The 25,218-nt window shown below is 55.4% G+C and carries 24 protein-coding genes; 18 read left to right on the top strand and 6 right to left on the bottom strand.

Annotated elements, in window-relative coordinates; genetic code table 11:
* Positions 1-144 precede the first annotated feature (144 nt).
* The 8 genes from hemE (at position 145) to LOS15_RS15230 (ending at position 8,236) form a co-directional block, all read left to right on the top strand.
* Positions 145-1,257 carry a uroporphyrinogen decarboxylase gene (hemE, locus tag LOS15_RS15265; protein ID WP_263066831.1) on the top strand — a complete coding sequence of 371 codons (1,113 nt, stop codon included), beginning with the start codon at positions 145-147 and terminating at the stop codon, positions 1,255-1,257.
* Positions 1,257-2,117, top strand: a complete 861-nt coding sequence (gene speE, locus LOS15_RS15260; protein ID WP_263066830.1) for a polyamine aminopropyltransferase — start codon at positions 1,257-1,259, stop codon at positions 2,115-2,117. The genes hemE and speE overlap by 1 nt, the downstream gene beginning before the upstream one ends.
* 103 nt (positions 2,118-2,220) lie before the next feature.
* Positions 2,221-3,231, top strand: coding sequence for an amino acid ABC transporter substrate-binding protein (locus LOS15_RS15255; protein ID WP_263066829.1), 1,011 nt, complete (start codon positions 2,221-2,223; stop codon positions 3,229-3,231).
* A 242-nt stretch (positions 3,232-3,473) separates the two neighbouring features.
* A complete protein-coding gene (locus LOS15_RS15250) occupies positions 3,474-4,499 on the top strand; it encodes an amino acid ABC transporter substrate-binding protein (protein WP_263066828.1) in 1,026 nt (341 codons plus the stop codon).
* 100 nt (positions 4,500-4,599) lie between these two features.
* Positions 4,600-5,790 carry an amino acid ABC transporter permease gene (locus LOS15_RS15245; protein WP_263066827.1) on the top strand — a complete coding sequence of 397 codons (1,191 nt, stop codon included), beginning with the start codon at positions 4,600-4,602 and terminating at the stop codon, positions 5,788-5,790.
* A gap of 21 nt (positions 5,791-5,811) precedes the next feature.
* Positions 5,812-6,912 (top strand): amino acid ABC transporter permease, encoded by a 1,101-nt coding sequence (locus tag LOS15_RS15240; RefSeq protein WP_263066826.1) that lies wholly within the window; start codon positions 5,812-5,814, stop codon positions 6,910-6,912.
* Between the two features lie 85 nt (positions 6,913-6,997).
* Positions 6,998-7,726 (top strand): amino acid ABC transporter ATP-binding protein, encoded by a 729-nt coding sequence (locus tag LOS15_RS15235; protein ID WP_263069750.1) that lies wholly within the window; start codon positions 6,998-7,000, stop codon positions 7,724-7,726.
* Positions 7,727-7,840: 114 nt separating this feature from the next.
* Positions 7,841-8,236, top strand: a complete 396-nt coding sequence (locus LOS15_RS15230; protein WP_263066825.1) for a RidA family protein — start codon at positions 7,841-7,843, stop codon at positions 8,234-8,236.
* On the opposite strand, the gene LOS15_RS15225 is transcribed toward LOS15_RS15230, so the two are convergent.
* Entirely contained in the window at positions 8,233-8,826 is a 594-nt protein-coding gene (locus LOS15_RS15225) for a histidine phosphatase family protein (RefSeq protein ID WP_263066824.1), read from the bottom strand. The genes LOS15_RS15230 and LOS15_RS15225 overlap by 4 nt on opposite strands.
* Before the next feature lie 158 nt (positions 8,827-8,984).
* Here LOS15_RS15225 and phnD point away from each other — a divergent pair, with 158 nt between their 5' ends.
* From phnD to LOS15_RS15190, 7 genes are all read left to right on the top strand, one after another.
* Complete coding sequence (phnD, locus tag LOS15_RS15220; RefSeq protein WP_263066822.1) at positions 8,985-9,974, top strand: phosphate/phosphite/phosphonate ABC transporter substrate-binding protein; 990 nt, start codon at positions 8,985-8,987, stop codon at positions 9,972-9,974.
* Positions 9,975-10,031: 57 nt separating this feature from the next.
* Complete coding sequence (gene phnC, locus LOS15_RS15215) at positions 10,032-10,838, top strand: phosphonate ABC transporter ATP-binding protein (RefSeq protein WP_263066820.1); 807 nt, start codon at positions 10,032-10,034, stop codon at positions 10,836-10,838.
* Positions 10,825-11,634: a phosphonate ABC transporter, permease protein PhnE gene (phnE, locus tag LOS15_RS15210; protein WP_263066819.1), complete on the top strand. Its 810-nt coding sequence runs from the start codon at positions 10,825-10,827 to the stop codon at positions 11,632-11,634. Before phnC ends, phnE (LOS15_RS15210) begins: the two co-directional genes overlap by 14 nt.
* Positions 11,628-12,437, top strand: coding sequence for a phosphonate ABC transporter, permease protein PhnE (gene phnE / locus LOS15_RS15205; RefSeq protein ID WP_263066817.1), 810 nt, complete (start codon positions 11,628-11,630; stop codon positions 12,435-12,437). Before phnE (LOS15_RS15210) ends, phnE (LOS15_RS15205) begins: the two co-directional genes overlap by 7 nt.
* A 77-nt stretch (positions 12,438-12,514) precedes the next feature.
* On the top strand, positions 12,515-12,946 hold the full coding sequence (locus LOS15_RS15200; RefSeq protein WP_263069749.1) for a host attachment protein: 432 nt from the start codon (positions 12,515-12,517) through the stop codon (positions 12,944-12,946).
* Positions 12,947-13,022: 76 nt separating this feature from the next.
* The gene (locus LOS15_RS15195) at positions 13,023-14,894 is read left to right on the top strand and encodes a methyl-accepting chemotaxis protein (protein ID WP_263066816.1); all 1,872 of its coding nucleotides are present in this window, start codon (positions 13,023-13,025) and stop codon (positions 14,892-14,894) included.
* A 142-nt stretch (positions 14,895-15,036) separates the two neighbouring features.
* The gene (locus tag LOS15_RS15190; protein ID WP_263066815.1) at positions 15,037-17,154 is read left to right on the top strand and encodes a methyl-accepting chemotaxis protein; all 2,118 of its coding nucleotides are present in this window, start codon (positions 15,037-15,039) and stop codon (positions 17,152-17,154) included.
* Here the strand turns inward: LOS15_RS15190 and LOS15_RS15185 are convergent.
* Complete coding sequence (locus tag LOS15_RS15185) at positions 17,151-18,077, bottom strand: LysR family transcriptional regulator (RefSeq protein WP_263066813.1); 927 nt, start codon at positions 18,075-18,077, stop codon at positions 17,151-17,153. The two genes, LOS15_RS15190 and LOS15_RS15185, sit on opposite strands and share 4 nt — an antisense overlap.
* A 194-nt stretch (positions 18,078-18,271) precedes the next feature.
* Here LOS15_RS15185 and LOS15_RS15180 point away from each other — a divergent pair, with 194 nt between their 5' ends.
* Complete coding sequence (locus LOS15_RS15180) at positions 18,272-19,048, top strand: ferredoxin--NADP reductase (protein ID WP_263066811.1); 777 nt, start codon at positions 18,272-18,274, stop codon at positions 19,046-19,048.
* A gap of 110 nt (positions 19,049-19,158) precedes the next feature.
* Here LOS15_RS15180 and glnK read toward each other — a convergent pair whose 3' ends face one another.
* The 3 genes from glnK to LOS15_RS15165 all read right to left on the bottom strand — a co-directional run bounded on the left by glnK (position 19,159) and on the right by LOS15_RS15165 (position 21,339).
* On the bottom strand, positions 19,159-19,497 hold the full coding sequence (glnK, locus tag LOS15_RS15175; RefSeq protein ID WP_009098335.1) for a P-II family nitrogen regulator: 339 nt from the start codon (positions 19,495-19,497) through the stop codon (positions 19,159-19,161).
* 195 nt (positions 19,498-19,692) lie between these two features.
* On the bottom strand, positions 19,693-20,940 hold the full coding sequence (locus tag LOS15_RS15170) for an ammonium transporter (protein ID WP_263066806.1): 1,248 nt from the start codon (positions 20,938-20,940) through the stop codon (positions 19,693-19,695).
* Positions 20,941-21,000: 60 nt separating this feature from the next.
* Entirely contained in the window at positions 21,001-21,339 is a 339-nt protein-coding gene (locus LOS15_RS15165; protein WP_263066804.1) for a P-II family nitrogen regulator, read from the bottom strand.
* A 348-nt stretch (positions 21,340-21,687) separates the two neighbouring features.
* On the opposite strand from LOS15_RS15165, the gene LOS15_RS15160 reads away from it, so the two are divergent.
* On the top strand, positions 21,688-22,050 hold the full coding sequence (locus LOS15_RS15160) for an accessory factor UbiK family protein (protein ID WP_263066802.1): 363 nt from the start codon (positions 21,688-21,690) through the stop codon (positions 22,048-22,050).
* A gap of 147 nt (positions 22,051-22,197) precedes the next feature.
* Positions 22,198-22,983 (top strand): siderophore-iron reductase FhuF, encoded by a 786-nt coding sequence (gene fhuF, locus LOS15_RS15155; protein ID WP_263066801.1) that lies wholly within the window; start codon positions 22,198-22,200, stop codon positions 22,981-22,983.
* On the opposite strand, the gene LOS15_RS15150 is transcribed toward fhuF, so the two are convergent.
* On the bottom strand, positions 22,980-25,181 hold the full coding sequence (locus LOS15_RS15150; protein WP_263066799.1) for a TonB-dependent siderophore receptor: 2,202 nt from the start codon (positions 25,179-25,181) through the stop codon (positions 22,980-22,982). The genes fhuF and LOS15_RS15150 overlap by 4 nt on opposite strands.
* Positions 25,182-25,218: the final 37 nt, after the last annotated feature.

The raw sequence follows: 25,218 nt of genomic DNA, 5'->3' as shown, positions 1-25,218 counted from the left end.
GGCGGCGGCCTCACCGTGCCGCCAAGATGACACGATTAATGCCATCACAGACGCCGCCATGCCTCCTATCTTCAAGTACAATTCCTATCTTCAGGTGCAAAGACTCCCTTACAATGCGGGCAAATTTCTTAAGAGCAAGTGTTTATGACCACCACACCTTTACAAAACGATCGTTTTCTTCGCGCGCTGGCTCGCCAGCCCGTTGACCGCACTCCAGTGTGGATGATGCGCCAAGCAGGCCGTTACCTGCCCGAGTATCGCGCCAGCCGCGCTGATGCAGGCAGCTTTATGGACCTGTGCCGCAACCATGACCTCGCCTGTGAAGTAACGCTGCAACCCCTTGAGCGTTATCCGCTGGATGCCGCCATTCTGTTCTCCGACATTCTCACCATTCCAGACGCGATGGGATTGGGGCTCTATTTCGAAACCGGCGAAGGCCCCAAATTCAGAAAAACCGTACGCACTCCCGACGAGGTGGCGGCATTAACGGTGCCCAACGCCGAGCGCGATCTTGATTATGTCATGCGTGCGGTCTCGACCATCCGCCGTGAGCTGAACGGCCGCATGCCGCTAATCGGTTTTTCAGGCAGCCCCTGGACGCTTGCCACGTATATGGTGGAAGGCGGTTCCAGTAAAGATTTCCGCCACTTAAAAACCATGCTGTACGACACGCCAGACACCATGCACCAGCTGCTGGATACCCTGGCACAGTCGGTCACTGACTACCTGAACGCGCAGATTCGCGCGGGCGCCCAAGCGGTGCAGATTTTTGATACCTGGGGCGGTGCGCTCTCAACCCCCGCCTACCTGGAATTTTCGCTGCGCTACATGGAGCAGATCGTCTCTGGATTGATTCGTGAGCACGATGGACGTCACGTGCCGGTGATTCTATTTACTAAGAACGGCGGCCAGTGGCTCGAACATATCGCTTGTGCCGGCGCCGATGCGCTGGGTATCGATTGGTCAACCGAGCTTTCCGACGCACGCGCACGGGTTGGCCATAAAGTGGCCCTGCAGGGCAACCTGGACCCCAACGTGCTGTTTGCCCGGCCTTCAGCCATCCGTGCGGAAGTGGCACGCGTGCTGGAGAGCTACGGACACGGCCCTGGCCACGTATTTAACCTGGGCCACGGCATCAGTCAGTTCACCAACCCCGATCACGTCACTGCGTTTATGGAGGCGTTGCACGATTTAAGCCCGCAGTACCATAAAGGCATTCCGGCCCAAACGAACGATTCGCGCCCAGGAGTAAAGTAATGAGCGATTTACGCGACGACCAGTGGTTTACCGAAGTGTTTGATAGCCACGGCAGCGCTTTCTCGCTGAAAGTCACCGAAAAGCTGCTGGATGTGCAAAGCCCTTACCAGCACCTGGAAGTCTATGCCACGGAGACCTACGGCAATCTAATGGTGCTCGATGGTTGCGTGATGCTGACCGACCGCGACAATTTCCTTTACCACGAAATGATCGCCCACCCGGCGCTGTTCACCCATCAAGACCCCAAACGCGTGGTCATTATTGGCGGCGGCGACTGCGGCACGTTAAAAGAGGTGCTGCGCCACCCCGGCGTTGAAAAAGTCACCCAAATCGATATCGATGAAGAAGTGACCAAGGCCTCCGAGCGCTTTTTCCCCTCGTTGGTGGAAGCCAACGGCGACCCGCGTGCCGAGCTGCTATTTGCCGATGGCGTGAAGTGGGTCGACGACGCTGCCGATGAGAGCATCGACGTGCTGATCATCGACTCCACCGACCCGGTCGGCCCCGCCGAAGGGCTGTTCAAAACCGACTTTCTGAAGCGCTGCCACCGCATTCTAAAAAGCGGCGGCGTCATGGTGCAGCAGAGCGAATCACCGCTTTACCACAGCGGCTCTATTATTCGCGAGCTGCGTAACGATATGCGCGAAGCGGGTTTTGATAGCGTGGCCACACTGCCCTTCCCGCAACCGGTGTATCCATCAGGCTGGTGGAGCGTCACTTTAGCCGGTAAAGCAACCAGCGTTGAACGCTTCCGTGAACAAGCTGCCGCTGAGCATGAAATGCCGCTACAGTACTACACAGGTGATGCTCACCGTGGTGCGCTATCGCTGCCGCCGTTTATGCGTAAAGCCTTCGCATAACGTCGCGTCTGCGAATAGCCAAGGCCGAGCATTGCTCGGCCTTTTTTATGCTGACGCATTCAGTGCTGAGGTTGTTTTACCCTTTCACGTTAAGGAATAACAAATGAAAACCGTTCGTTGGTTGGGAGTAGGAGTCGGTGTTTTAGTGCCTGCGATGGCCATAGCCAGCACGCTGGACACTGTTCAACAACGCGATAGCGTGCGCTGTGGGGTTAATGCCGCACAGCCTGGCTTTTCTTCGCTGGATGACGACGATCAGTACCGAGGCTTAGACACCGATGTGTGCCGTGCTATCGCGGCTGCAGTGCTGGGCGACGCCACAAAAGTAGATTTCGTACCGCTCGACTCGGTGGAGCGCTTTACCGCGCTGCAGTCGGGCGAAGTCGACGTGCTGTCACGCACCACCACCTGGACATCAAGCCGAGACACCACCCAGGGGATGCACTTCACCGGCGTGAGTTACTACGACGGCCAAGCCTTTATGGTCGCCAGCGACTTGGGTGTACAGAGCGCTAAAGAGCTCGATGGCGCGGCCGTCTGCACCCAGTCTGGCACCACCAGCGAACTCAACCTTTCTGACTACTTCCGCATTAACGGCATGACCTATGATGCCGTGGTATTTGATGCGCCCGAGCAGTCTATTGCCGGATTTGAGGCAGGCCGCTGCGACGTCTTAAGCTCCGATGCCTCCCAGCTCTATGCTCAGCGCATGCAGCTTGCCGACCCCAGCATGGCGGTTGTACTGCCTGAAATCATCTCTAAAGAGCCGCTTGGCCCCGCCGTACGCCAAGGCGATGATCAGTGGTTTAACATCGTCAAATGGTCGCTATTTGCCATGCTCAACGCTGAAGAGCTAGGTGTTAGCCAAGCGAACGTAGACGAGCAGCTCGGCTCAGAAAACCCCGACATAATGCGCCTGCTAGGACGCGACGGTGATTTTGGCGATGCCATGGGCATTGAGGCCGACTGGGCGTACCAAATCGTCAAACAGGTGGGCAACTATGCCGATATTTATGACCGCAACGTAGGAACCGCGTCAGATTTCAACATAGCCCGCGGCTTAAACGCCCTATGGAATGATGGCGGTATTCAGTACGCGCCGCCGATTCGTTAACTCGCCCCGTTTACGCGTTACAGCAAGGGTATCACCAATGCATTAGCGGCTGCGCACCAAAAAAGTGCGTGCGGTAGCTGCTAATGCACTTTTTTGCATCACAACTTTGGTAGGAAATAGTCCCTTTTTGCGTTGAAAAGCGCTGAATTTTGCCTCGTATCCTTTTTGGCATCTTCCTTGCTAGCTTTTAGTGTCATGCATCTGCATGCATAACGACATTAAATCGAGGAAGGGGAACAATCATGATGAACAAGAAACACTTGGTACTGCTGGCCTCCGCAGGTGCTATCTCGTTGGCTGGTGTCGCCACTGCCCAAGCGGATACGTTGGAAGATACCATTGAGCGGGGTGCCGTACAGTGCGGTGTCAGCGACGGTCTGCCAGGTTTTTCCGCCCCTGACGACGAAGGTAACTGGCAAGGGCTGGATGTCGACGTATGCCGTGCCGTGGCAGCGGCCGTTCTCGGCGATGCGAATGCGGTGAATTACATCTCCTTAAACGCTGTAGAGCGCTTCACGGCCCTGCAGTCTGGCGAAGTTGACGTTCTGTCACGCAACACCACCTGGACCACCACCCGTGACACAACGCTGGGCCTGAACTTCACCGGCGTTAACTTCTACGATGGCCAGGGCTTTATGGTCTCCCGCGATTTAGGCATTTCCAGTGCCTCTGAGTTGGATGGCGCCGCTATTTGTATTCAGTCTGGCACCACGACTGAGCTGAACTTGGCGGACTACTTCCGTGCCAACGGCATGGAGTTTGACCCCATCGTTTTCGATACCTCTGAACAAACCGTTGGCGGCTTCCAAGCTGGCCGCTGTGACGTTCTCACTTCCGATACCTCCCAGCTAGCGGCACTGCGCATTCAGCTCGACGACCCTGCGGGCGCTATGATTCTTCCCGACGTTATCTCTAAAGAGCCGCTAGGCCCGGTCGTACGCCAGGGCGATGACCTGTGGTTCAACATCGTGAAGTGGTCACTGTTTGCCATGATCAACGGTGAAGAGTACGGCGTGACCAGCGAAAACGCTGAAGAGATGCTCAGCTCTGATAACCCGGATGTTGCTCGCCTGCTGGGCCAAGATGGCAACTACGGTGAAGGCATGGGTCTTGAAGCCGACTGGGCTTACAACATCCTGAGCCAAGTAGGTAACTACGGCGAAAGCTTTGATCGCAACGTCGGTATGGGTTCTCCGCTTGAAATTGAGCGCGGTGTTAACGCCCTGTGGAACCAAGGTGGGTTCCAGTACGCTCCGCCGATTCGCTAAGCGTCTCGTTTGACCCCGGCCCGCCACCCTGCTCACGTCGCAATGTCTAGGGGAGTGGCGGGCCATTTGATTGACCGTCCGTATCGCGGAGACGCCTTCCATGTCTGTAAGCCCTAACACTCGCCCCGCTGGCCACAAGCCGCCGTTTTGGCGAGACCGCGCCAAACGTGCGCTTATCTTTCAGCTGATTCTGGTTGCCGCTGTGGCAGCTTTTCTGCTTTACATTGTCGGTAATGTCCAAGACAACTTATCCGCACGTGGTATCACCACCGGGTTTGGTTTCTTAGGCAACACCGCTGGCTTTGGGATCGTGCAGAGTCTGATCGACTACTCCTCTCAAAGCACCTATGGCCGCACCTTTTTTGTTGGCTTACTCAATACGCTGTTGGTGGGTGGTCTAGGGGTATTAGCTGCGACCATCATTGGCTTTATTGTCGGTATCGCCCGCCTATCGCCCAACTGGCTGCTTGCTAAGCTGGCAGCGGCGTATATCGAAACCTTTCGCAATATTCCATTGCTGCTACAAATTTTCTTCTGGTACTTTGCCGTGCTGCGCACGTTGCCAAGCGCCCGGGATAGCATGGCCTTTGGTGAAGCGATTTTTCTGAACGTGCGCGGCCTGTATTTACCTCAGCCACTGTTTGAGTCTGGCTTTGGCTTAATCCCAGTTACGTTCCTCATCGCCATTATTGCCAGCATTGCGCTGGTTATCTGGAATAAGCGTCGCCATGAAGCCACCGGTAAACGTCTACCGGCTTACTGGATCTCGTTTGCACTCATATTTGGTTTACCACTGTTAGTCCTCGTTGCCACCGGCGTGCCGGTGACCTGGGAAATGCCCGAACTGCGCGGCTTTAATTTCCGTGGCGGCATTACGGTCATCCCTGAGTTCCTTGCCCTTTGGTTGGCACTATCGATTTATACCGCTTCGTTTATCGCTGAAATTGTCCGCTCGGGCATTCAAGCGATTTCCCACGGGCAAACGGAAGCTGCCCAGGCGCTCAGCCTGCCGCGTAATCTGGTACTCCGCTTAGTGGTGATTCCCCAAGCGCTGCGCGTGATTATTCCGCCGCTGACCAGCCAGTACCTGAACCTGATCAAGAACTCGTCGCTGGCCACCGCCATCGGCTATCCCGATCTTGTCTCAGTGTTTGCCGGTACCACGCTGAACCAGACCGGCCAAGCCATTGAGGTCATTGCGATGACCATGGCGGTTTACCTAACCATCAGCCTGCTGGTGTCCATGTTTATGAACTGGTTCAACGCCCGAGTGGCGCTAGTTGAACGCTAGGCCGACGGTGAGGATGTTTACATGATTCATAATCAAACCATGATAGAGCAGCGGCCAGCCCCCAACAGTTCGGTTGGAGCGGTTGCCTGGCTCCGTGCCAATCTGTTCAATGGCCCCATCAATACCCTCTTTACGCTGATCGGGCTGTACATACTCTATTTGTTGGTGGTTCCCACCGTTCAGTGGGCGTTTCTAAATGCCGACTGGATCGGTACCACACGGGAAGACTGCTCACGGGAAGGTGCTTGTTGGGTCTTTATCAATGCCCGCTTTACCCAGTTTATCTACGGCTTATACCCCCGCGATGAAATCTGGCGTGCCAACATTGTCTTTGCGGGCTTCTTTACGCTGATCGCCTGGCTGGCAATACCCCGCCTACCCTTCAAGCGCTGGGTCGCTGTCTTTGCCTTAGTCGGCTTCCCCATCGCTGCCTATGTGCTGCTGCACGGTGGTTACTTCGACCTGCCACGCGTACCGACCCACCGCTGGGGCGGCTTAATGCTGACGCTGCTACTGGCTACCGTCGGTATGGTGGGCGCGCTACCCATTGGTATCGTGCTGGCGTTGGGACGGCGCTCCAATATGCCCATCGTGAAAAGCTTCTGCGTGGTCTTTATTGAATTTTGGCGCGGCGTGCCGCTAATCACCGTGCTGTTCATGGCCTCGGTCATGCTGCCGCTGTTCCTGCCTTCCGACATGAGCGTCGACCGCCTAGTACGTGCGCTGATCGGTTTGACGCTGTTCCAAAGTGCCTACATGGCCGAGGTGATCCGTGGTGGTCTACAGGCCATCCCGAAAGGCCAGGAAGAGGCAGCGGCGGCGCTGGGCATGACCTACTGGAAACGCATGGGGCTAATAGTGCTTCCCCAGGCACTGAAAATGATGATTCCCGGCATCGTGAATACCTTCATTTCGCTGTTTAAAGACACCACCCTGGTCATGATCATTGGGCTATTTGACCTATTGGGGATCGTGCAAGCGGCGCTGGCCGACTCACGCTGGCTGGGCTTTTCGCTGGAAGGCTATGTGTTTGCCGCCTTCATGTTCTGGATCTTCTGTTTCAGCATGTCGCGTTATAGCCAGTACTTAGAACGCAAGCTGCACACCGGCCATAAGCGCTAACGCCGCTTTTATTAACGATTTTTAGCAGGATAAAGACATGACTCAAGCAGCTTCCAACCTCTCTGATACCCGCACGTCTGACCTGATGGTTGAAATGCGCGGCGTTAACAAATGGTACGGCGATTTCCACGTGCTGCGGGATATCGACCTAGAAGTAAAACGTGGCGAACGTATCGTTATTTGCGGGCCGTCAGGCTCAGGCAAGTCAACCTTGATTCGCTGCATCAACCACTTAGAAGAGCATCAACAGGGCGATATCGTGGTGGGCGGCGTGCCGCTGACCCAAGACGTGAAGCGTATCGAGCAAATCCGCCGTAGCGTGGGCATGGTGTTCCAGCACTTCAACCTCTTTCCTCACTTAACAGTGCTGGAAAACTGCTGCATCGCCCCCATGTGGGTGCAAAAAAAGCCGCGCCGCGAGGCAGAAGAGATGGCCATGCAGTACCTAGAGCGGGTGCGCATTGCCGAGCAGGCGCTTAAGTACCCAGGCCAGCTTTCCGGCGGCCAGCAGCAACGGGTAGCCATTGCCCGCTCACTGTGCATGCACCCTGACGTCATGCTGTTCGATGAACCCACTTCGGCCCTTGACCCGGAAATGATTAAAGAAGTGCTGGACGTTATGGTCGAACTGGCCGAAGAAGGCATGACGATGCTCTGCGTGACACACGAAATGGGCTTTGCCAAAACCGTGGCTGACCGGGTGATTTTTATGGACCAGGGGCAAATCATTGAAGAGAACGCCCCTGAGCCGTTCTTCAACAACCCACAATCAGAACGCACCCAGCTCTTCTTAAGCCAGATTTTGGGACACTAATTGGGACACTAAGTAGAGCGAGGGGTAAGACAATGGGCCTCATTGCAGGCCCATTTTTGTATTGCATACATAGCTAACAACGCCAACGCATCGACATAAGAGAGACAATGTAAGATGGAAAAGCTATTTATCGACCGTGCCCCACAGCCGATTGCGCCCTTCTCCCACGCTTGCCGCGTCGGCGACTTGGTCTTTATTACCGGGCAAATGCCCACCGTACCCGAAACCAACGAAATGCTGCTGGGGACGTTTACCGAACAAACCCACCGCGTGATGCAAAACTTAGCGATTGTGCTGGAAGAAGTCGGCAGCAGCTTTGAGTACGTGGTTCAGTCACGGGTGTTTATTACCAACATGGGCCACTTTGACGAGGTGAATGGTGTCTACGCCAGCTACTTCGAGAAGCCACTGCCTACCCGCACCTGTATCGGCGTCACCGGCCTTGCCGGAGGCGCCGATGTAGAAGTGGATATGATTGCCTGGATTCCACCGGCGCAAGCCAGCGATTAACTCCCGAGTAAAGTAATGCTGGCCGGCTGCAGGGCAGTCTGCTCTCGGTGCTGCGTCAGCGGTTTATTGGCCAGCGCCGTGAGCAGTATTTGTAGTGGGTCGCCATGACTCACGACCAGTACCGTCTCGCCTTCACACTGCTGCTCTAGCGACTCAATCACGGCGCACATTCTCGCGGCGACGCTGCTGACCGCTTCTACCTGCCACTGCTGGTGATTCGCGCTCTGGGCATCGTGCGCCCATACACTTGGATAGTGGCTGTCAGCCTGACCATCCAGCTCGCCAAAGTAGCGCTCACGTAGCCGTTTTTCTTTCTCAAGCGTTAAACCAAACGCTGTAGCGACGCGTTCGGCGGTTTGTGTGGTGCGCAGAAAATCCGAGTGCACTACCTTCGTCGGCGCCTGCCAGTGCCACTGCGCAACGACACTCGATAACTGCTCTTCACCCGTAAGTGACAAACCAAAGCCGCTAAGCCCCCGTTCAGGCGAGCTAATAATGAGCCGCTGTTCATTCGCTTGGCTATGGCCATGGCGCATTAAAAGATAGCGGTTACGCCAATGGTAGGAGGAGGTGATGAAAGTGTTTGACATATCTTTGTCACAAATCCTAGATTGAAGAAGATCGTTTTCGAAAAATAAACATCTAGCGCTACAAATGTCCACTTGCGAAACACACGCCGAAGAAAAGAAAGCATCAAATTCAATAGTGGATAGCACCACACAAAAATAACGCACATAAGAGGCTAACCATGGAAACATCACGTTTCTGCAAGCGCCCGCTTGCTATGCTCGCGGCTGCATCACTGCTTCCCTTTGCCCTGCTCTCTACCCATGCTTTCGCAGAGTGCGAACGCGGTGATCTTGACACTATTTTTTGTGACGAAGATGGCGACATGGTCGCTGACCGGCCAAGCGATGAGTCCGAATGGGCCAACCCCGACACGCTTATTTTTGCCTACACGCCTGTCGAAGATCCTGCCATTTATTCGGATATTTGGCAGCCCTTTATTGATCATCTATCTGACGTCACAGAGCGCGATGTGCGCTTCTTTGCGGTTCAATCTAACGCGGCCCAGGTAGAAGCCATGCGCAGCGGACGCTTACACATTGCAGGCTTCTCAACTGGCCCAACCCCCTTTGCGGTTAACTTGGCAGGTGCCGTGCCCTTCGCCCTGATGGGGTCCGATGATGGCCAGTTCGGCTACACCCTGCAGCTATTTACCCACGTAGATTCAGATATCGAGAGCTTGGAGGATCTAAAGGGAAAACGGGTCGCCCACACCTCACCAACGTCTAACTCCGGCAACTTGGCCCCGCGTGCCCTGCTGCCTGAACTAGGCATCACGCCTGAAGAGGATTACGACGTGGTGTATTCCGGCAGCCACGATCAATCGATGCTTGGCGTCGTTGCGCGCGACTACGACGCAGCACCGGTGGCTTCTGAAGTGGTCGAGCGGATGGCGGCCCGCGGCCTTTACGATGAGGAAGATGTGCGCCTGATTTATGAATCAGACCGATTCCCCACGACGTCTTATAACTATGCTCATAACTTACACCCGGATCTTGTAGAGAAAATCGAAGAAGCCTTCTTTACCTTCGATTTCGTTGGCACCGAGCTTGGCGAAGAGTTTGAAGGCGTCGAGAAGTTTATTCCGATCAATTACAAAGATAACTGGCAGGTGATTCGCACTATCCAGGCAGCTAATGACGTGAGCTATACACGCGAAAACCTGGAGTAACAGTGATTGCGCCGCCTCCGGCGGCGCAATGATTCGCCTTTCGATGGAAACAATCACATGCTGGAAATTACGAATCTGGTCAAGCGGTATGGCCACAGCGAGGCAGTGCTGAAAGGCCTCGATCTTAAGGTTGAGGACAACAGCGTTGTTTCTATTGTCGGCGCATCCGGTGCGGGTAAAAGCACCATGCTTCGCTGTATCAATCGGTTGGTAGAACCTACTTCAGGCTCTATCAAACTCAACGGCGCCGAACTGGTTAATGTGAAAGGCTCTGAGTTACGCCGTGCCCGGCGCAAAATTGGCATGGTGTTTCAAGGCTTTAACTTACTGGATCGGCTCACCGTTATGGAAAACGTACTCGCCGGGCGGCTTGGATACGTTAACCTCTACCAAGCCATCTCACGTCGCTACCCTCAAGCCGATATAGAGCGCGCGTTTAGCCTCATGGAGCGCGTGGGCATTGCTCATTACGCTAATAAGCGTGCCGATGAGCTTTCCGGCGGTGAACGCCAGCGTGTCGGCGTGGTGCGAGCATTAATGCAAGAACCTGACTTGCTGCTGGCCGACGAGCCAACGGCATCGCTCGACCCGCGCACCTCCGAGCAGATCATGATCCTGCTGCAGAGCCTTGCCAGTGAGCTGTCGCTGCCAGTATTGATCAACATCCACAACGTTGCCCAGGCAAAAACCTATACCGAACGTATTGTCGGACTGCGCCACGGTAAAATGATTTTTGATGGGTCGCCCGCAGACTTTAACAAAGACGCTCTTGACGCCATCTATGGCGGTATTGAAGCGCCGGACGATGCGATTACCGAGCAGCCTAAAGCCGATAAAGAGGAGCCACGACATGACGCCGTCTGACTCCCCAACGCCCCCGCGCACCTGGAAAAAACCGCCGTTTATTGCCAACCCGTTTATTCGCTATGGCATTTTCATTATTGCAGCGATTTATCTGGTGTGGGCGTTCGGTTCTCTACCGTTTAACTGGGCGCGTATTTCGGAAGGCCTACCGCGGGCAGCGCGCATCTTTAGCGGGGGCTTTCCACCCAGCCTTGAGCGTTACGAACTGCTGCTAACAGGCTTTAAAGAGAGCTTCCAGATTGCCATTCTCGCCACGCTGCTAGGCGTTTTGCTATCGATCCCGTTTGCGGTAATGGCCGCTCGTAACATTGCACCACTGCCCATTTACGTGGTTGGTCGCGCGGTGATTATTATTTCGCGCAGCTTTCACCCCGTTATTGTGGCGATCTTATTCGTGGCCGCCGTTGGGTTTGGCCCGCTGGCAGGCATTTTAACGCTCACTCTCTACTCCATCGGTTTTGTCGGCAAGCTGCTCGCCGAAGAGATCGAAGAGATTGATTGGGGGCAAGTAGAAGCCATGCGCGCAGCAGGTGCGGGCTACATCGCCACACTCTATTACGCCGTTTTCCCACAAATATTGCCTCGCCAGGTGGGTCTATCGATGTACCAACTGGATAGTAATCTGCGTGCCTCGGCGGTGGTGGGCATTGTTGGCGCAGGCGGTATCGGTGGGACGCTAATGAATGCCTTCGGCCGCTACGATTACGACTTCGCCTTTGCGATCCTGCTGGTCATTATTGCGGTTATTTTGCTCAGTGAAGGCATCAGCGGCTGGGTGAGGAAAAAAATATGGTAGATCACGCACAGCAATTAGCCGACCGCGTCTGGCATCGCTACGACCGCAAAGAACGCCTCATCCGCTACGCGGTGATGCTGGGTACATTGATGCTGGTGTTTTGGGCAGTCCGCGACATTGATATTTTCTGGCCCTGGGTATGGGACGCCCCTAACCAAATGTCGAATCTGGGTGCACGCATGTGGCCGCCCAGCGCCGCTGGACTCAGCAATATTATCAATGCCTTGATCGAAACGGTGCATATCGCCACGTTAGCCACGTTCCTGACTATTTTTCTGGCGCTGCCAGTCGCGTATATCGCCGCCCAGAACACCACCCCCAACCGTGCTTGCCTGTGGCTTGGGCGCTTTATTCTGGTCTCCAGCCGCTCGGTGAATACGATTATATGGGCGCTACTGTTCGTGGCCATTTTCGGCCCTGGCGTATTAGCAGGGATTCTAGCGATTGTGTTTCGTTCGATAGGCTTCATCGGCAAGTTAATGGGTGAAGCCATCGAAGAGATCGACCGCCGCCCGGTGGAAGCCATGGAAGCCACCGGTGCCTCCAAAGCTAAAGTCGTCGCCTACGCTATTGTGCCCCAGGTAATGCCGGCCTTTTTTGCCATCGTGATTCTGCGCTGGGACATCAACATTCGTGAGTCCACCGTGCTGGGGCTAGTCGGCGCTGGCGGTATTGGCGTGATTCTGCAAGGTGCTATTGATACCTTTGCCTGGCCCACCGTTGCCACCATTTTAATTGCGATTATCGTGCTGGTACTGATTGGCGAAGCGATTACCAGCCTGCTGCGCAGCAAGGTGTTATAACCGCCGCAAGTGTTTGACCAAACGGCAAACGCTTGCCATGGTTAGAGGGTAACTAACGACAAGGAGGACGTATGACGATGACCACCTATATTGTGGTAGCCGATGCCGCGCGCGCGCGTATTTTCACCCGTGATGCGCTAAACCTCGTTGAACAGGAGAGTTTGGTACACGCCGAAGGACGGCTGCATGAAGGTGATTTGATTACTGACCGTCGCGGTGCCGATGTGCATGAGTCGATGTCCACCACGTCACGCTCCTCCGGTGAAGAGGGCGCTGCCTCTCAGCATGAAAACGAGCTGTTTGCGAAAGAGGTAGCACAGCGCTTGTATAGCGCACGCGTCGATAACAGCATGGAAAAGCTCATCATGGTCGCTCCCCCGAAATTTTTGGGGCTGCTGCGTGAGAAGCTCGATAACCCTACCCAAAAGCTGGTCATACACTCGCTCTCAAAAGATTTAAGTAAAGCGTCGCTAGCTGACATTCAAAATGCGGTCAGCGATTTACGTTAATTGTCCGGCGTTATTCAAGTAGTGGTCGCTCTTGCCGATAGAGCGATGGTATCCAGCCATCCTCAAGAGAGCGACCATGTTTTCCTCCCTTCGCGTACGAATCTTACTTGCTGCTCTGACAGCAATAATCCTTGCGCTGATAATTAACGGCATTGCCAGTTACACCACGGTTAAACACCACAATGCTCAACAGATTTCGCGCAACCTAGACGCCGTTGTTCGCGGCAATAGCAGTGCTCTTTATGAGTGGATTGCATCACGAGGCACCATGTTAACCGGCATGGAAGAGGCGGCGTTGAGCGACGACCCTCGGGCGGCGCTACGTCAGCTCACCACCTCCGGCGACTTTATGGCGACTTATATAGGCTATGCCCAGAGCGGTGAGACGATTTTCTTCAACGGCTGGGAACCGCCCGCAGAATTCGACCCCCGCGAGCGCCCCTGGTATGAAGAGGCCGTTAATCGCAGAGACACCATCGTCACCGCTCCCTACGTCGATGCCCAAACCGGCGACCTTGTGGTGACTTTTGCTCGGCCCTTTTATCAAAACAATCGGCTTCATGCGGTGATAGGCGCAGACGTTAATATCAGCGACATGGTGGCCATTGTGGAAGGCATCGCCCCCACGCCTGCAAGCTTTGGCTTTCTGGTAACCGGTGACGGTACGCTCGTCGCCCATCCCAACAGTGAACTTACCCTTGAGCCCGCCAGCGTCTTAAGCCATGAGTTAACCCCTGCTTATCTGCAACAACTTTCAGCGGCCACCACACCACAACCGCTAGCGTTAGAAGGCAGTGACAGCAAGCTGCTCCTTGGTCACCCAATTGGCGGCAATACCGATTGGCAGCTCGTGGTGGCACTTGATCAACACGAAGCCACTGCAGGTCTACGCGCGATTGCATCGACATCGATAATCACCTTATTGATTGTCGCCGCTATTACCGCGGTGGTCTTTAGTATGCTGCTTTCGCTGCTGCTTCGCCGCTTGCTTGGGGTGCGTAACGCGATGGATAACATTGCCTCCGGTGAAGGTGATTTAACCCAACGCCTGCCGGAAGAAGGCAACGATGAAGTCTCGCAAATTGCCAGCGCTTTCAACCGTTTTGTGGGCAAAATGGAAGCCGTATTATTGGATGTGCGCACGAGCAGTGAAGCGGTTCATCATGCGGCTAACGAAATTGCTATGGGCGGCCAGGACTTATCTCGGCGTACCGATAACGCCGCCTCTAGCCTGCAGCAAACGTCTGCGTCGGTTGAGCAGATTACCAGCACCGTGCAGCACACCGCTGCATCTGCCCAAGAAGCCAATCAGCTCTCCCATGCAGCGTCAAACGTTGCTAAAGAGGGCGGCCAAGTGGTGGCCAATGTGGTCACTACCATGGAGGACATTTCTCAAGCCTCGAATAAGATTGGTGAAATTGTCACGCTCATGAACAGCATTGCCTTCCAAACCAACCTGCTGGCCCTTAACGCTTCGGTGGAGGCTGCCCGTGCAGGCGAACATGGCCGCGGCTTTGCCGTGGTGGCCGACGAAGTTCGCAAACTAGCCGGGCGCAGTAGCGAAGCCGCCCATGACATACAAACGCTGATTGAAGACTCGCAGACCAAGGTGAATAACGGCACGTCGCTGGTACAGAATGCAGGAACGACGATGCAGGATATTGTCGCCCACATCACCCGTGTGACCGATGTACTGGAAGAGATCAATGCCGCCACTAGCGAACAGAGCGATGGCATTAATCAAGTGAATATCGCGGTGGCTGAACTTGACCGAATGACCCAAGAAAACGCCGCCATGGTGGAGGAGTCCACCACGGCTGCTGAACAGCTAAAAGAGCAGGCCAATCACCTGACCGGCACAATCAGTAGCTTCAAACTCTCTAACGCGGCATCACCTGCGCTGCAAGCGCCGCAGGATCGCTTACCGCGCACGTCAGAGAGTTTCTAACCGTCACTTCATGCCGCCTCCGACTTCTCGCCTGCGGAGGCGGCCATGTCACGCGCTTGTCATGCCTCTTTGCGCTACTGACTAAAAGAAAAGATGGCACTCAATGCGCTTTAGCCTCTTGCAGAAACTGGAACGCCTCCCTATGCATTTCCGCTCGTTACGCTCTTTCGTTGTAGCGCTAGCAGGCCCCTGCCTGCTAGCCATTGTGGCCGCCATGGTGGTGTATAACGTGGTCGCCGCGGCTCACACCCAGCAAACCGTGGATGACCACACCAGTGAACTTATGGAGAGTGCCCTGGATGCCCGCTTAAACGCCATTGCGGAAGCAGAGGGTGAGCGTATTCGTCGAGAACTCGACAAAGCGATGACCCTTGCGTCACAGCTCGCCTCCACTAATGCGTTGATGGGCATCGAAGACGAGGAAGGATTTCGTGCGCTCCATCTGAGCCGTCGCCAGCTATCCAACCTTGTGCGCCAAACCGTCGCCGATAACCCTGATCTGTTAGATGCCTATATCGGCTGGGAGCCCAACGCCTTTGGGGATGACGCTCGCTACGCAGGCGACGAACGCTACGGCCACGACGGCAGTGGCCGCTTTATGCCCTGGTGGTATCGCGCTGGGGACGGCTCGCTCGAAGTCTTACCGCTAGGTGACACCGTAGAAAGCGAAACGCGTCTAGCTAGCGGCGTGCGGGAAGGAGAGTACTACCTCTGCCCACGCGAGACCCTTGCCCCCTGTGTGATCGACCCTGCCGCGTACGATTACGGCGGCGAGACCCAATTGGTGACCTCGTTTAACGCGCCGATCTTAGTGGATGGCGAATTTCGCGGCGTTGCCGGGGTCGACCTGGCGCTGAACTTTATTCAAACCCTGTTAAACGAGGCTAACCAGACGCTTTATAACGGCGCCGGTCGTATGGCGCTGGTGGCAGGTCGCGGTGGCCTAGTGGCGGACACCAACGGTGAAGAGGCGCTCGGCCTTCACGCCAGCAATTCGCTGAGCGACACCGCCTTGGCGGGCATTTCCGAAGCCACAGCACAAGGCCGTCTCGTCAGCAACATGACTAACGGTATGTTTCAGCGCTACCAGCCGATCAGCATTGGCAATACGGAGCAGCCGTGGGTGCTGGTTTTGCAGCTGCCGGAATCCGTCGTGCTCGCCGAACTCAACGCCTTGCAAGACGTGCTCAGTGAGCAGCGCCAGCAAAACACGCTGGGTATGACACTCGTGGGGCTTCTGCTCGCCGCTATTGGCATCCTCGCGCTATGGTGGATTGGAGGACGTATCGCACGCCCGCTTAAGCGCTTGGCCAACCGCATGGAAGAGATCGCGACAGGGCATGGTGATCTCACCCAACGCTTGCCAGTTCATGGTCGCGATGAAAGCGCCGCCGTGGCAGAGCAGTTCAACGCCTTCGCGGAGAAAATCCAAACCATCTTGCTGGATGTCCGGCGCAGCAGCGAAGCGGTTAACCATGCCGCCAATGAAATTACCCAAGGAGGGCACGATCTTTCTCGGCGTACCGAACAGGCCGCCGCCAGCTTGCAACAGACCTCTTCAGCGATGGAAGAGATCAGCAGCACCGTTGGTCACACCACCCACGCCTCGCAGGAAGCCAGCGGGCTTTCCCAAACGGCCTCGGCGTTAGCCTCCCGAACTGACAGTGCATTTGAGCAAGTGGTCGCGACGATGACGGAGATTCGCACCAACTCAGATGAAATTCAGAGCATTGTCAGCGTTATTGATGGCATCGCTTTCCAGACCAACCTGCTGGCGCTGAATGCCTCCGTAGAAGCTGCCCGTGCTGGAGAACATGGTCGAGGTTTTGCCGTTGTGGCCGATGAAGTGCGCAAGCTGGCCTCGCGCAGCAGCGACGCCGCCAAAGATATTCGTCAACGTATCGATGCCTCGGCAGGCAAGGTAGAAAGCGGCACCCAGATGGTCCGTGATGCCGAGGCGGCGATGCATGAACTGGCGCAAAGCGTGGCGCGCGTTACCCAAATGCTGGGCGATATCAGCACAGCTGCACGCGAGCAAAACGATGGCATTAGCCAGGTTAGCATTGCCGTCACCGATCTAGACCAGATGACCCAGCAAAACGCCGCGCTCGTGGAAGAGTCCACCACCGCCGCCGAACAGCTAAAAGATCAGGCGAACCGACTCGATGCGCTGGTGGGTGGCTTTACGCTTGAAGCACAAGAAAGCCGCCATACGCAAGGCCAGCACACTCTGCCTGCGCCCACGCTGAACGCTCGCTAAGGAATGGGCGGCAGTGGGATATCATCGCTGCGTTTGGCACCGGCGGTCATCTCACGGCACAGCCGCAGGAACTCGCGCACGCCGGTGGTGAGGTACTTGTGGCGGTGCCAAATAAACGTGAACTGACGCTTTAAGTCTAACTCCGGCGTGGGCAGCGGTACTAAGCTGCCGCGCCGGAAAGCATCGCGCAGGGCTAGCCTGGAAACGCAGCCAATCCCCAGGCCCGACTCTACCGCCCGCTTAATACCTTCGGTATGTTCAAGCTCCAGCAGTGTGTTAAACCGACTACGCCGATGCCGTGCCGCGTGTTCCAGGGTCATGCGGGTGCCAGAACCTTCCTCGCGCATAATCCAGTCTTCACGCAACAGTTGATCAAGCTCCAGATGCTCGCGACCCGCCAACGGGTGACGCGGCGAGCAGAACACGCACAGTTCATCCTCCACCCAGGGCTGGCTGATAATCATCTCATCATCGCACTGCCCTTCAATCAGCCCCAAATCCAGCGAGTGCTGGCGCACGCCTTCGATGATATGACGCGTATTGCGCACCGCTAGGCGCACGCGGCTGCCGGGGTAGCGCTGCATGAAATCGCTGATCAACAGCGTGGCGAGATAGTTGCCAATGGTCAGCGTTGCGCCCACCTCTAACGACCCCACGCCCTGCTGGCCGCGCAGCAGCTCTTCTACCTCTTCCGCTCTATCCAGCAAGGCTACCGCTTTCGGCAGTAGTTGAAAGCCTAGTGCATTAAGCTTCAACCGCTTTCCCATACGGTCGAGAAGCTGGCAGTCGAATTGGCGCTCCAGCTCCGCGAGTGACGTACTGGTCGCCGATTGGGACATCGCAAGGGCACGCGCTGCATGGGAAACACTTTCGTGCTGAGCGACGGCCACGAAGACTTCTAGCTGGCGCAAGGTGTAGTGCATGACCAGAACCTATCTGTAGAGTGATCGGCGAAAAACGCTATATCTATTTTAAAGATAAGCGTTATCAAGATAATTTGCTTAACAGATATACCACCCTTTATTTAGAATTAGCAGCATCATATTTAGCTATATTTTATTCTTTTTTAGAATATGCCAGATAAGGCTTAGGCCCTTTGTCCACTGAAGGAGTTAGCATGAGCAAGTTTGCCCTGGAAGAAGTTCTCAGCGTTCACCACTGGAACGATACGCTGTTTAGCTTTCGCACCACTCGCGAACGCAGCCTGCGCTTTAAGAACGGCCAGTTTGTGATGATCGGTTTGGAAGTCAACGGCAAACCGCTGATGCGCGCTTACTCTATTGCCAGCCCCAACTACGAAGACCACCTGGAATTCTTCAGCATTAAAGTGCCCGATGGCCCGCTCACCTCACGCCTACAGCACTTAAAAGTGGGCGATCAGATCATGGTCAGCCGCAAGCCCACCGGCACGCTGGTATGCGACGACCTGCTGCCGGGTCGTAACCTTTACATGCTCTCCACCGGCACCGGTCTTGCACCATTTATGAGCCTGATCCAAGACCCTGAAGTGTATGAGCGGTTTGAGAAAGTGGTACTGATTCACGGCGTGCGTGAAGTGTCTGAATTGGCCTACGCCGACTTCATCACCAAAGAGCTGCCTGCTCACGAATATCTGGGCGAAGAGATCGCTGAGAAGCTGGTGTACTACCCCACGGTCACCCGTGAAGAGTTCCACACCATGGGTCGCCTAACCGACCATATCCGCAGTGGCAAGCTGTTTGAAGATACCGGCCTTCCGCCGATTGATCCGCGCCAAGACCGCGCAATGATTTGCGGAAGCCCTGCCATGCTCGACGACACCAGCGCACTGCTCGACGAGCTGGGCCTGAACATCTCCCCGCGGATGGGCGAGCCGGGCGATTACGTGATTGAGCGTGCATTCGTTGAAAAGTAACGCCCCGTCATCGTCGTGCTAGGCGCCGTTACGTGAAATGAAACGCCCCGCTAAACAAGCTGTTTAGCGGGGCGTTTTGATAATCTTAGGCGGCTGAGCACCCGTCGCGGTTAAACCGCGTCTTTACCGGTTTCACCGGTACGGATACGAATCACCTGCTCCAGCGGCATGACAAAAATCTTACCATCGCCAATTTTGCCGGTATTGGCGACCTGGGTGATCGCGTCAATGACCTGTTCGGCCATATCATCATCAACCGCCACTTCTAATTTCACCTTGGGCAGAAAATCCACTACGTACTCTGCACCGCGATATAGCTCTGTGTGCCCTTTCTGACGGCCAAAGCCCTTTACTTCCGTTACCGTAATGCCCTGCACGCCGATATCAGAGAGCGATTCGCGTACGTCATCAAGCTTAAACGGCTTGATAATGGCTGAGATCAATTTCATTGCGACATCCTCTAGCTTGGTGGCCTATTGTCGAAGGTTGGCGGGCCACTGTGTTAAAGCCCATCACCCGTTGCTATTAAGCATACACCGCTACCGGCAGAGAATAAAAAATCAACGCCAATGGATGGAAAGAATGCCCTCAAGCAAACAGGCCTCCCACATGGGGAGGCCTGGCTAGCGTAAGGATGCTGATGCTTATTTCTTCACGCTAAACTCGGGGTAGGCTTCAAGACCGCACTCTGCGATATCGACACCTTCGTACTCTTCTTCTTCGCTAACGCGAATCCCCATGATGGCTTTCAGTACCAGCCATACCGCCATGCTTGCGATGAATACCCAACCAAAGATACCCACAATACCGATCAGCTGTGCGCCGAAAGAAGCATCGCCATTGGTTAACGGCACCGCCAGTACGCCCCAGATGCCTACCACGCCGTGTACCGAGATCGCACCGACCGGATCATCAAGCTTCAGCTTGTCCAGCGAGACGATAGCCACGACAACAATCAAGCCGCCCACTGCACCAATAACCGCCGCACCAAGCGCAGAAGGCGACAGCGGATCAGCGGTAATCGCAACCAGACCGGCCAGGGCACCGTTAAGCGCCATGGTGAGATCCGCTTTACGGAACCACAGCTTGGCGAGAATCAGCGCAGCAAGCACACCACCCGCCGCCGCCGCATTGGTGTTAACAAATACCTGGGCAACGTTGTTAGCAGAGCTGATGTCGGACATTTTCAGCTCCGAACCACCGTTGAAGCCAAACCAGCCCATCCACAGAATAAAGGTACCCAGCGTTGCCAGCGGCATATTGGCGCCTGGAATCGCGTGGATAGAACCATCTTTACCGTACTTACCTTTACGTGGGCCAAGCACCAGTACACCGGCTAAAGCAGCGGCAGCACCGGCCATGTGTACAATGCCAGAACCCGCGTAATCAGAGTAGCCGACCTCAGACAACCAGCCGCCGCCCCAGGTCCAGTAACCAGACACCGGATAGATAAAGGCGGTCATCACCACCGCAAAGGCCAGGAACGCCCACAGTTTCATACGCTCGGCAACCGCACCCGAGACAATCGACATCGCAGTGGCGACAAACACGACCTGGAAGAAAAAGTCAGAACGCATGGAGTAGTAAGGCGCATCGTCGCCGCCTGCGGTGACCGCATCCACGCTGTTTTCAGCGCCAATTAAGAAGCCTAGATTGGGCAGGAAGCCCCCCGCGCTGCTGGAATACATAATGTAATAGCCCACCAGCAGGTACATGGTGCAGGCAATGGCAAACAGCGCGATATTTTTGGTCAGAATTTCGGCGGTGTTTTTCGAACGCACCAAACCAGCTTCAAGCATTGAGAAGCCAGCAGCCATCCACATGACCAGCACGCCGCAAATCAAGAAGTAAAACGTATCGAGCGCATAGCTCAAATCAGCTAACTCATTCATGAGGTGTTCCCCGTTGCTTTAAGAGAAGTTATACGTAAAAAACAGACCAGAGAGCCTTGTTTACACAGCGTCAGCGCCGCGCTCTCCGGTACGAATACGGATCACATCGTCTAATGGCGTTACAAACACCTTGCCGTCGCCGATTTTGCCGCTGTTCGCCGCGCTACAAATCGCATCTAGAACGCTTTCAAGGCGCGCATCATCGACAGCAACTTCTACTTTTACTTTGGGTAAGAAATCGACAACATACTCCGCGCCACGATACAGCTCGGTATGCCCCTTTTGACGACCGAAGCCTTTTACTTCCGTCACCGTGATGCCCTGAACGCCGTTATCGGCGAGCGCTTCACGAACGTCGTCAAGTTTGAATGGTTTGATGATAGCGGTGATGAGTTTCATCCCGGTTCTCCCCTGCTGGATGAGGTAGCGGCAACGCCGCCCGAATTAACGCCTTATCCCGTTAATGCGCATACCGTGCCACCCACGCTTTTTTTCTTATAAGTCAGCAGTTTGTTTTATAAAAACGCAGCGCACCCGGCGGCAAGGAAGACTTAGCAGCCGCCGCTGCTTGGTCACTTGCACCATAAATGAACATTAATAAATGCGAGGCGCTTCATTTCGATGCATCGCGTCGATCAAGAGTGGCCAGACGCTAATTTGCAAACGAAACATGCGCATCGACGGTGGGTTGCGTATCCTTATTGGTAAGCAGTAACCATTTATGCGTGGTCATTTAAGGAGAGAGCAATGGCGCCTCAAGATCGCATCAGCCGTTTAGCCCAGCAAATTGGGGATCGTTTGCAGAACGCGTCTCAAGCCCCGGAAGATATTCAAAAAGGCGTGCAGCAGGTAGTACGTGGTGCCTTTGACAGGCTGGAGCTAGTCTCACGGGAAGACTTTGATATTTTGATGGATGTATTGCAGCGCACGCGCTCCCGCGTTGAAGCCCTGGAGCGTCAAGTGGCTAGCCTTGAAGCAGCAGTGGAAGCCTCTGTGGCAAACAACACCACGCCGCTTGAAGCCGAGGCCCCGCCGACACCTGAGCACACTGACACGACCAAGCCTGTTCAACCAAGCACTGCTGAGAAGCCAAACGCTTCCGAAGAGTAACTGCTAGCGCTTCACCACGGCGGTAGTGCGCTGAGACGCTTACCGCCGCCTTGTGATGAAAATGATAATCACAATCATTGACAACTGTGCCTCTCCTGCTACTGTAGCGCACGGCAAATCGTTGCCTGTGTTGCTCAAGGAGTGCCGATGTCGTCACTGCAGTGGCTCTATCAAGATGCCCTTAGCGCATTCACTGCGCCCTCTTTCGGGCCACGGCCCCCAACGCCGCTATTACCAGGCGAAGCGCTGTCCGACGCCGCACAACTACGCCAGCATGTGCTGCATTTTGGTGCGGCTGATTTAAACAGCGACGACCTAAAAGCCAGCGCCTCGCTGTGGTCGCGGTGGCATTTCAGCGCCGTGATTGCACCAGCGCTGGCCGCGCATCTTCTGCTAAGTCGCCAGCTTCCCTTAGCCCTTAATCAAGTGGCACTGCATCTCTCCGACAGCCGCCGTACCGAACGCCTGCATTTTGCCCACGAGGGCAGTGCGCCACAAACCAGCGAGCCTTTTGCCGTTTTCTCCCTATTGATAGACGCACACCTTACCTCTGTTATTGCGACACTGGCCTCACTCTCCGGCGTATCCCCTCGGGTGTTTTGGAATAATGCCGGCACTTACTTTGATTACTTCACCGACGTGTTTGCCGCGCACCCCAGCGTCGAGCCGCAGCGTCTGGCTGAAGCCCATGCCATTTTAACTCAACGCCAGCGCCCAGATGGCCAACTAAACCCGCTCTATCAACCGGTTAGTGTGGGCGCCGATGGTAAACGCAAGCGGCGCCTGTGCTGCTTGCGCTATCGTATTCCAGCGCTTGGCTATTGCGATAACTGCCCGATTGCTTGCAAGCGTCGCCACGAAAAAGCCGACACAAAAAAAGCCCGCGCGGTGCACGGGCGTGGACGTAAAGAGGGCAGCAAACAGCGCGTTTAATAACGCCAGGTAATATTGGCCATCACATGCCGCGGTGCGCCATAAAAGCTTTGATCCCACTTGAGGCTGGTGTGGTATTTCTCATCCGTGACGTTATTAATGTTCAGCGAGCCGGTTAACCGCTCGCTAAAGTCGTAGCTAGCCATTAAGTCGACCAGCGCATAGGCGTCTTGGCGCGTTTTACCTTCAGCTAAGTCCTGCTCGCGTTCAATCGCATCCTGCCAGCGCAGCCGAGCGCCCACTTTAAGCTGATCCATATTGGCTGGGCGATAACTGGTAGAAGCCCTCACCATGTTGCGGGGAATATAGGTGTTGGCGGCATTACCGTCAGCATCCTCCACTTCAAGGTAGGTATAGCCGATGCTCGCTTGCCAGCCTGGGGCTAGCTCACCTGCGATTGTCGCCTCAACGCCTTCACTGGTGATGCCGTTACCCCCCACATACACGGAGGTACCATCAGGCAGCGTGCCGTCTGGCTGAGCCACGTTATCCTGTTCGATACGGAACATGGCGAGCGACGCATCGGCACCGCCATTGAACATATCTGCCTTAATACCGACTTCGTGCGCCTTACCATCGATAGGATCGAGGTACTCACCGCTGCGGTTCGTTTCGGTCTGCGGGGAGAAAATCTCGGTATAGCTGGCGTAGAGCGATGCGTTATCGGTCACATCATAAATCACCCCCAGGTAAGGCGTGACCACCCCATTCGCTTCGGTCGCTTGAGAGGTCCCGTACTGCTCCCCCGTGGTATCAAACCAACTTACCCGAGTACCGGCAACGCCCGTCCAGCGGTCGGCGAGATCCAGCTGAGCAGCCCCGTAAATACTGCGCTCTTTAATAGTGGCATCGCCAACGGAGGCAGGCGTCGCCGCCCAGCTAGAAGGCTCAGGATAACGACCATCCCATTCATCAAGCCAAGGGAGCGATGTCGAGGCGGACGTGGCGGGATAGCGCGACTCCTGCTGGTTGCGGCTCTGGCTCCAGTCGATGCCCGTCATAAGCTGATGCGTACGTCCAAACGCCTCCACATTACCTTTAGCATGCAGATCCGCTACCCACTGCTCTAGATGACGCTCGTACTGGCTCAAGGTCAATTGACTACTGTCGATTTGTCCACTGGCCGCATCCGGCGCGCCATAAATATAGAACAGCTGAGTGTCAGAGCGCATATCCAGGTGCGTCACCGTCCCTTTCAACGACCACGTATCGGTGAGCTGCTGAGTGAGTTCAACAAAACTGCGATGAGTTTCGACGTCCCAGTAGGACCATTCCGGCGCTGAAGATGTACTACGTGCATAGTTAGTCGGGTTGCCCGCCGAATCGTAGCTAGGCAGTGACCCCCACATATTGCCGTCAGAATTGTTCTGCTGCCAGGTATGCCCCACGGCCAGTTGAGTGCTATCCGTCACATCGGCTTCTACCACGCCATAGAGCAGCCCTCGCTCTCGACTGAGCCGATCCAGGTACGAGTCACTCTGCATCCCCGACGCAACAAGCCGCCCACGAATACGACCGGCATTATCCATCGGCCCAGAAACATCCACGTCCAAACGGCGATGATCCCATGACCCCAGCGTGCCCGCGATAGAGGCTTGGGGCGTTTCCGTGGGACGCTTGCGCACAAAATTAACCGTCGCGGCCGGGTTGCCTGAACCAGACATCAACCCAGTAGCCCCACGCACCACTTCGATGCGGTCGTAAATCGCGGTGTCCATATCACCATGAACATTGTTATAAGGCATCGGCACACGCAGGCCGTCGACTTGAAAGTTAGAGACCTCAAAGCCACGCGCAGAGTAGTAAGTACGATCAGTTTCCAAGCGCTCAACCGTTACGCCAGGCACGCTTTCGAGCGCGTCATTGATGGTTTCTAGCTGAAAGTCATCTAGTTGGGCACGCGTCACTGTCGACACGGACTGGGGTGTTTCACGGGGCGTCAGATCAAGACGTGTGGCAGTGCTGGTAAGGGGAGTACGGTAACTTTCTGTGCCCTCAGTAACCACCGAAAGGGCTTCAGCCTGAACGGTGACTGTGTCTAGCGCGGCGGTGTCCTCCTGGGCGAACAGTGGCGAAGCACCGAAGGCAAAACAGCCAGCCGCTGACATCAACAGGGCATGCTGAATAGCGCTGACCAGCGGTTTACGGGGTGTTGCCTGAGGGGGTAATGGGGAAGCTTTGAGCAAAGGATCAAGCATGAGACGTACGCCTCTTTAGGTATCGTTATGGGATATT

The organism is Halomonas sp. 7T (assembly GCF_025643255.1).
Taxonomy (GTDB): Bacteria; Pseudomonadota; Gammaproteobacteria; order Pseudomonadales; family Halomonadaceae; genus Vreelandella.
This window is presented reverse-complemented; position numbering and strand designations above follow the sequence as displayed.